This window comes from Bacillus proteolyticus, from assembly GCF_001884065.1.
Lineage (GTDB): Bacteria > Bacillota > Bacilli > Bacillales > Bacillaceae_G > Bacillus_A > Bacillus_A proteolyticus.
This window is the reverse complement of sequence record NZ_MACH01000044.1, coordinates 1-7,298: the sequence shown is the minus strand read 5'-3', so window position 1 is coordinate 7,298 and position 7,298 is coordinate 1. Positions and strand designations below refer to the sequence as shown.

General features: G+C 36.3%; 10 protein-coding genes and 1 other RNA gene. 8 read left to right on the top strand and 3 right to left on the bottom strand.

The features are described from left to right. The first annotated feature begins 238 nt into the window (after positions 1-238). Positions 239-631, top strand: coding sequence for a sigma factor-like helix-turn-helix DNA-binding protein (locus BAQ49_RS04430; RefSeq protein ID WP_071744331.1), 393 nt, complete (start codon positions 239-241; stop codon positions 629-631). 35 nt (positions 632-666) lie between these two features. On the opposite strand, the gene BAQ49_RS04425 is transcribed toward BAQ49_RS04430, so the two are convergent. From BAQ49_RS04425 to BAQ49_RS04415, 3 genes are all read right to left on the bottom strand, one after another. After that, positions 667-1,335 (bottom strand): deoxynucleoside kinase, encoded by a 669-nt coding sequence (locus BAQ49_RS04425; protein ID WP_001053582.1) that lies wholly within the window; start codon positions 1,333-1,335, stop codon positions 667-669. 2 nt (positions 1,336-1,337) lie between these two features. After that, positions 1,338-1,973: a deoxynucleoside kinase gene (locus BAQ49_RS04420; RefSeq protein WP_071744330.1), complete on the bottom strand. Its 636-nt coding sequence runs from the start codon at positions 1,971-1,973 to the stop codon at positions 1,338-1,340. Positions 1,974-2,098: 125 nt separating this feature from the next. Then, on the bottom strand, positions 2,099-2,638 hold the full coding sequence (locus BAQ49_RS04415) for a cysteine hydrolase family protein (RefSeq protein ID WP_071744329.1): 540 nt from the start codon (positions 2,636-2,638) through the stop codon (positions 2,099-2,101). Positions 2,639-2,745: 107 nt separating this feature from the next. On the opposite strand from BAQ49_RS04415, the gene tadA reads away from it, so the two are divergent. The 7 genes from tadA (at position 2,746) to BAQ49_RS04375 (ending at position 7,102) form a co-directional block, all read left to right on the top strand. Beyond that, a complete protein-coding gene (gene tadA / locus BAQ49_RS04405; RefSeq protein WP_071744327.1) occupies positions 2,746-3,246 on the top strand; it encodes a tRNA adenosine(34) deaminase TadA in 501 nt (166 codons plus the stop codon). A 79-nt stretch (positions 3,247-3,325) separates the two neighbouring features. Continuing rightward, an RNA gene (gene ffs, locus BAQ49_RS04400) (signal recognition particle sRNA large type) lies at positions 3,326-3,590 on the top strand. A gap of 132 nt (positions 3,591-3,722) precedes the next feature. Then, positions 3,723-5,411 (top strand): DNA polymerase III subunit gamma/tau, encoded by a 1,689-nt coding sequence (dnaX, locus tag BAQ49_RS04395; RefSeq protein WP_071744326.1) that lies wholly within the window; start codon positions 3,723-3,725, stop codon positions 5,409-5,411. A 25-nt stretch (positions 5,412-5,436) separates the two neighbouring features. Next, positions 5,437-5,763: a YbaB/EbfC family nucleoid-associated protein gene (locus BAQ49_RS04390; protein WP_170956690.1), complete on the top strand. Its 327-nt coding sequence runs from the start codon at positions 5,437-5,439 to the stop codon at positions 5,761-5,763. Positions 5,764-5,777: 14 nt separating this feature from the next. After that, the gene (recR, locus tag BAQ49_RS04385; protein WP_000559165.1) at positions 5,778-6,374 is read left to right on the top strand and encodes a recombination protein RecR; all 597 of its coding nucleotides are present in this window, start codon (positions 5,778-5,780) and stop codon (positions 6,372-6,374) included. Positions 6,375-6,388: 14 nt separating this feature from the next. Continuing rightward, the gene (locus BAQ49_RS04380) at positions 6,389-6,610 is read left to right on the top strand and encodes a YaaL family protein (RefSeq protein WP_071744325.1); all 222 of its coding nucleotides are present in this window, start codon (positions 6,389-6,391) and stop codon (positions 6,608-6,610) included. 222 nt (positions 6,611-6,832) lie between these two features. Continuing rightward, on the top strand, positions 6,833-7,102 hold the full coding sequence (locus tag BAQ49_RS04375; protein WP_001089266.1) for a pro-sigmaK processing inhibitor BofA family protein: 270 nt from the start codon (positions 6,833-6,835) through the stop codon (positions 7,100-7,102). The last annotated feature ends 196 nt before the right edge of the window (positions 7,103-7,298 follow it).

Here is a 7,298-nt window from a genome sequence, read left to right as displayed (position 1 = left end):
TGAAGGGATCGGTCTTGAAAACCGACAGGCGGCGAGAGTCGCGCGGGGGTTCGAATCCCTCTACCTCCTCCAGATATAATTGACAACAGCGCATATAAGTGGAGATTGGAGAACTCGTTACCAACACGTAACGAGTTTTTATTTTAAAACCAATCATAAAGTATGGTGTAAGGCGATTTTGTCCTTATTACACACTCATATTCCGATGATTATCTTCATAGATATGAAAGGAGTCAACATGGATCTTATTATACAAACGTTTCCTTTAGATGGAAAAACTTTATATTATGTACAATGTCCTGTCTGTAAGAACAATAGAATTTTAAACAGTGGTGCAAACGTGTCACGCATTATAAGCGATGATACATTCCGTAAACTTTGTGGTTGTACTTGTGATGTACAACAAGTTGCGAGTAAAGTAGAGGTACCAAAAAAGGTTGAAAAATCAGCTGTAAAGAAAGAAGCAGCTCCAAAACGTACAGGTAAAGTATTAACAGCAGTAATTAACGGGAAAGAAATGACTGTTAAAGAGATTGCTGAAACATATGATATTAGTACAAGTACTGTTCGTCAGCGTATTAACGCTGGAAAACCTGAGAGTGAAATTATTGCTCCAACAAAGAAGAAGTAATTTAATAGGAAAACCCGTGCATATGCACGGGTTTTTTATTTTACAAGTTTACGTGTTTGTTTTAAAAAATGGCCAATTTTTTTAATGATTGGTTCGATTGAATCGCCATCTTTTAAAATATCGTATTCATTAATATTTAGTCGTAAAACAGGGCATGAATTAAAGTCATTAATCCAATTTTCGTAACGTCCATGCATCTCTTTCCAATACTCAATTGGTGTTTGTTGTTCCATTGGACGTCCTCGTTCTTGGATACGGTCGACAATATCATCGAAAGAACCTTCTAAATAAATTAATAAGTCTGGATGTGGGAAGTAAGGAGTCATGACCATAGCATCAAATAAACCTTTGTATGTTTCATAATCAGTTTCTGTCATTGTACCCTTTTCGTGATGCATTTTTGCAAAAATACCAGTGTCCTCATAAATAGAACGGTCTTGGACAAAACCGCCACCATATTCAAAAATTCTTTTTTGTTCTTTAAATCGTTCTGCTAAAAAATATACTTGTAAGTGAAAGCTCCAGCGTGTGAAATCAGCATAGAACTTGTCCAAATATGGATTGGAATCTACTTTTTCGAAAGATGTACGATAACCTAAAGCGTTAGCTAATGCAGTTGTCATAGTTGATTTACCGACACCTACTGTTCCAGCAATAGTGATAACTGCATCATTTGGTATATCATATTTTTGCCTTAAATTCATTATTATTTCGACTCCTTCAAGAGAGTATTTTGAAGAGTGGATAAGATGACATTTAAATCATCAGGATTTCTTACAAAATCCATATCGTCTCCGTTAAACTTCAATACTGGAATATCTGGATGGTCCTTTTTGAAAGCATCCATTGCTGTCTCGTAATCTTTTGTAAGCTGTAGCAAATAATTTGGATCCATATTTTTTTCGAATTCTCTTCCGCGCATCGCAATTCGTTTTTGTAATGTTTCTAGGCTCGCTGTTAAATAAACGATGACATTTGGTACAGGCATATCTTGAGTAAGGATACGATAAATTTGCATGTACTTGTCATATTGAGAATCTTTTAATGTACGGGATGCAAAAATCAAATTTTTGAATATATGATAATCTGCTACTACAGGCTTCCTTTGATCCAAATACTTTATGTTAATATCCTCTAGTTGTTTGTATCTATTACAAAGAAAGAACATCTCTGTTTGAAAACTCCATTCGTCGATGTCTTCGTAGAATTTTCCTAAAAAAGGATTTTCATCAACAATCTCTTTTAGTAAGTGGAGTTGCATGTGAGTTGAAATTTCCTTCGCAAGTGAAGTTTTTCCAACACCAATTGGTCCTTCAACCGTGATAAATGGTACTCCGGTCACGCTGTTTCCTCCTTTCAACCAGTGATTTACCGTGACTACTAAAAACACAAAACAGAATTATTGTAGCACAAGAGGGAAGCGAGCGGGTTAATTTGATATAAAAAGTTAGAAAATAGATATATGTATTAATTAATTTTTATTTGAGATGACGGTACTATATTTGCTTTTAATGTGGCTTCCATTATTTTTAAAGCATGCAGGTTATCCTGATCGTGATTAGAGGCAATACAGTCCTGTGGTACATACAGTGTATAATTTCTCATATGAGCATCGTTAGCTGTAAAGAGGATACATATATTCCCAGCGACTCCTGTTAATATTAGATTTTCTATTTTTAAATAGCCTAATAAAGAATTTAAAGGTGTTTCATAAAAAGCAGAGTAATGTGGTTTAATAAAAATGTAATCATCAGAATCTGGAGCAATCTTATGAATGATATTTTCACTATACTCATTTGTACAATGAGTAATCAGTTGGTCAATATCAGATCTCCAAAGTTGATAATGGTCATTAATATAAATTATGGGGTAGCCAAAGGATTTCATTGTTTTCTTTAATTGTAAAATAGGATTTGTTATAATTTTGCATTTTTTGGCTAGGGTGGGACCGTGTGAAAATTGAAAGTCATTAATCATATCGATAATGAGTAAGGCAGTATTCTTCATATGTAATCCCCTCTCTTTTTTCTTAGGGTGGATTGAATTTGTAAAAGTTATCCCATGTGTAGTAAATGGAAATAAGTGTACTTTATTTGTAATGAAAGGACTATGGTATGGAACACGATCAAGATATTTATTTTATGCAGTTAGCAATAGAAGAGGCTAAAAAAGCAGAGGCAATACAAGAAGTACCAATTGGTGCAGTTATAGTGTTAGATGGTGAAGTAATTAGTGTTGCTCATAATTTAAGGGAAACTGAGCAAAGATCAATAGCTCACGCTGAGTTGTTAGCTATTGATGAGGCATGCAAAAAATTAGGGACATGGCGCTTAGAAGATGCAACATTATATGTAACATTAGAACCTTGTCCAATGTGTGCAGGTGGAATTGTATTATCACGCGTAAAAAGGGTTGTATATGGTGCGAGCGATCCGAAAGGTGGATGTGCAGGTACATTAATGAATCTTTTAACCGATGAGCGTTTTAATCATCAATGCGAAGTGGTGGCTGGTGTACTAGAAGAAGAATGTGGTACGTTGTTAACGAATTTTTTTAGAGAGCTTCGTAAGAAAAGAAAAGAAGCGAAAAAATTAGAGAAAAGTAATACGAACTAACGTATTTGCATTTTGTAAAAAAACAAGTTATACTAATAATGCCTTTAATGAAGGCAACCGAATATTGGTTTTAACTTTGCCGTGCTAAGCGGGGAGGTAGCGGTGCCCTATACTCGCAATCCGCTCTAGCGAGGCCGAATCCCTTCTCGAGGTTATGTTGCTGTAAGGTCTGCCTTAAGTAAGTGGTGTTGACGTTTGGGTCCTGCGCAACGGGACCCCGTGAACCTTGTCAGGTCCGGAAGGAAGCAGCAATAAGCGGGTCTTCTCGTGTGCCGCAGGAGTGCCTGAACCGAGCTAACTGCTTGAGTAACGCTTATGGTACGTAATCGACAGAAGGTGCACGGCAGTTATATATGTATACAAAACTCACCTTAATACTAAGGTGGGTTTTTTGTATAGAAAATAACTTTTGGAATCTATAAACAGAATGGGTTATAATAAATGAGATAATAACCTTTGAGGGAGGCCGTATTTTCGTGTCATACCAAGCGTTATACCGAACATGGAGACCGCAAAAGTTTGGAGATGTAGTCGGTCAAAAGCACGTGACAAAAACGTTGCAAAATGCCCTTCTTCAAGAGAAAGTTTCACATGCTTATGTATTTTCTGGTCCAAGGGGAACAGGGAAAACGACAATTGCAAAAGTATTTGCAAAAGCAATTAACTGTGAACATGCTCCGGTAGCTGAACCTTGTAATGAATGTCCTTCTTGTTTAGGAATTACACAAGGATCTATTTCAGATGTATTAGAAATTGATGCGGCTTCAAATAACGGTGTAGATGAAATTCGAGATATAAGAGATAAAGTAAAATATGCTCCAAGTGCTGTGAAATATAAAGTATACATTATTGATGAAGTCCACATGCTTTCTATGGGTGCCTTTAACGCGCTTTTAAAAACGTTAGAGGAGCCGCCAGGACATGTTATCTTTATTTTGGCGACAACAGAGCCGCATAAGATTCCACCGACAATCATTTCACGTTGTCAACGCTTTGAATTTCGAAAAATATCAGTAAATGATATCGTTGAGAGATTATCTACGGTTGTGACAAATGAAGGTACACAAGTAGAAGATGAAGCGTTACAAATCGTCGCACGTGCCGCTGAAGGTGGTATGCGTGATGCATTAAGTTTGATTGACCAAGCGATTTCTTATAGTGATGAGACTGTGACGAGTGAAGATGTTTTAGCTGTAACGGGTTCTGTTTCTCAACAATACTTAGGTAACTTAGTAGAATGTATACGTGAAAATGATGTATCAAGAGCATTACGTATTATAGATGAAATGATGAGTAAGGGGAAAGATCCAGTTCGTTTTATGGAGGATTTCATTTACTACTATCGTGATATGCTTTTATATCAAACTTCACCACAATTAGAACATATGTTGGAAAGGGTAATTGTAGATGATCAATTCCGTACATTAAGTGAAGAAATGCAACCGGAAGTAATCTATGAAATTATTCATACCCTTAGTAAGGGACAACAGGAGATGAAGTGGACAAACCATCCACGGATTTTCTTAGAAGTTGTTATGGTGCAATTGTGTCAACAGTTTATGATGCAGGCAAATGGTACAGATCGTTTGCAAGCAATTATGAACAGGATGCAGCAATTGGAGAAAGAGTTAGAGCAAGTTAAAAAGAATGGTGTGCCAGCTGGTGTACAGCAGGAAGTAAGAGAGACGCGTGCGACACCAAAATCAGTACGAACAGGAAGTATGAAAATTCCTGTCGGACGCGTGAATGAAGTGTTAAAGCAAGCAAAGCGTCAAGACTTAGAACAGTTAAAAGCTGTATGGGGTGAGTTGTTAGGACGACTCAAGTCATATAACAAAGTAGCGTTTGCTGTTTTATTAGAAAATAGTGAGCCGGTAGCAGCTTCAGATGATACTTATGTGTTAGCATTTCAATATGAAATCCATTGTAAAATGGCAAGTGAAAATCGAGAAGCGATGGATACATTGGAACAGACTCTTTTTGAATTGCTAAGTAAAAGGTTAAACATGATTGCTATCCCAAAAAGTGAATGGGGTAAAATTCGCGAAGACTTTTTACAACGCGAAGGCGGGGATTCTGAAGAAAGCCCAGAACAAAAAGAAGACCCTCTTATAGAAGAAGCTGTAAAATTAGTAGGGCAAGAACTTATCGAAATAAAAGAGTAATAATAATTAGGAGGAATTAATTATGATGCGTGGCGGAATGGGAAATATGAATAATATGATGAAACAAATGCAAAAGATGCAAAAGGACATGGCAAAGGCGCAAGAAGAGCTTGGTGAAAAAACAGTTGAAGGTACAGCTGGTGGCGGAATGATTACTGTTATTGCAAATGGTCATAAGCAAGTTCTTGAAGTGAAAATTAAAGAAGAAGTTGTAGATCCAGAAGATATCGAAATGTTACAAGACTTAGTATTAGCTGCAACGAACGATGCACTTAAAAAAGCTGACGAACTTTCAAATTCTACAATGGGTAAATTTACAAAAGGCTTAAACTTACCAGGTGGAATGTTCTAGGAGGATATTGATATATGCATTATCCAGAACCGATATCAAAATTAATTGATAGTTTTATGAAATTGCCAGGAATCGGACCGAAAACAGCGGTTCGACTGGCGTTCTTCGTATTAGATATGAAAGAAGATGATGTGTTAGGTTTTGCGAAAGCACTTGTGAATGCGAAGCGAGATTTAGCGTATTGCTCTGTATGTGGGCATATCACTGACCGCGATCCTTGTTATATTTGTGACGATTCGCATAGAGATCAATCGGTTGTTTGTGTAGTACAAGAGCCGAAAGATGTAATTGCCATGGAAAAAATGAAAGAGTATCAAGGTGTATATCATGTGTTACGTGGTGCGATTTCTCCAATGGAGGGAATTGGACCGGAAGACATTAATATCCCACAACTCTTAAAGCGATTGCAAGATGAAACGGTACAAGAAGTGATATTAGCAACAAACCCTAATATTGAAGGGGAAGCTACAGCGATGTATATATCCCGCCTCTTAAAGCCTACAGGTATTAAAGTAACTCGTATTGCACACGGTCTACCGGTTGGTGGAGATTTAGAATATGCAGATGAAGTGACACTGTCGAAAGCGCTAGAAGGCCGCAGAGAAGTATAAGAGGAGAAACAAAAATGTTCTTTCAAAAAAAGGGTAAATTGCGTAAAGAGTACGATGATAAGTTAATTGTACTATTGGAAAAAGTAAAGAATGAATGGTTACGACAGAAGAGAATGGTTGAACAAAGTGTAGAACCATCTCCAGATGTACTTTGTTCTTTGAAAATAGCAGAGGCGAAATATTTCTTCTTGTTAAAAGAAGCGAAGCGTCGTCCTGTGAAGATGGAACAATGGTAAAAAGGTCCTGCTTATTGAAGCAGGACCTTTTTACTTTTTATCTTCAAGTTTGTTGACGGTAGTACAGCGTTAATTGAAAGGAGGGGTGGAATTAGTTGATAGCTGGTATGCGTAGGATCTATTTTAGGGAGATGAAGTGATAGGAGTTATGCTTATATGTTCTTTTTTATTGTCTTGTCCCATACAAATAAATATGTATAGGTCATTCATAAGGAGGAAAAAATGAATTCTACAATTATTATTGTTGGTATTCTTTCTTTAGTTTTTATTTTTCTTGTTTTTGGTGTTTCATCCAAACCAATACGTTTTATAGGAAAAGCCCTCTTTCATGTTACTTTAGGTATAGCGTTATTATTCGGAGTGAATGTAGCAGGTTCATATTTTGATTTTCATATTCCGATTAATATAGGAACAGCTACTGTATCGAGTTTATTAGGGGTTCCGGGTGTTGCTGCATTGGTAATTATTAAGCTATATATAATGCCAAGATAAAATTATTTTGGCATTTTTTAAAAAAGCGTTGACTTATTAATCATTAATATGATAAATTAATAAGCGTCGTCAGGAACGAAAGAAAAAAGTTGTTGACAGATTTAACTCGAAATGTTAAATTATAAAAGTCGCTGAAACGCGATGTTGAACTTTGAAAACTAAACGAAACAAACAACGTGAAACGTCAATTTTTATT

Bases quoted from the DNA above. Each gene is read 5' to 3' on its own strand.
- BAQ49_RS04390 (WP_170956690.1), top strand. From the start codon at position 5,437: ATGCGTGGCGGAATGGGAAATATGAATAATATGATGAAACAAATGCAA.
- BAQ49_RS04375 (WP_001089266.1), top strand. From the start codon at position 6,833: ATGAATTCTACAATTATTATTGTTGGTATTCTTTCTTTAGTTTTTATT.
- BAQ49_RS04380 (WP_071744325.1), top strand. From the start codon at position 6,389: ATGTTCTTTCAAAAAAAGGGTAAATTGCGTAAAGAGTACGATGATAAG.
- BAQ49_RS04415 (WP_071744329.1), bottom strand. From the start codon at position 2,638: ATGAAGAATACTGCCTTACTCATTATCGATATGATTAATGACTTTCAA.
- BAQ49_RS04430 (WP_071744331.1), top strand. From the start codon at position 239: ATGGATCTTATTATACAAACGTTTCCTTTAGATGGAAAAACTTTATAT.
- BAQ49_RS04425 (WP_001053582.1), bottom strand. From the start codon at position 1,335: ATGAATTTAAGGCAAAAATATGATATACCAAATGATGCAGTTATCACT.
- tadA (WP_071744327.1), top strand. From the start codon at position 2,746: ATGGAACACGATCAAGATATTTATTTTATGCAGTTAGCAATAGAAGAG.
- recR (WP_000559165.1), top strand. From the start codon at position 5,778: ATGCATTATCCAGAACCGATATCAAAATTAATTGATAGTTTTATGAAA.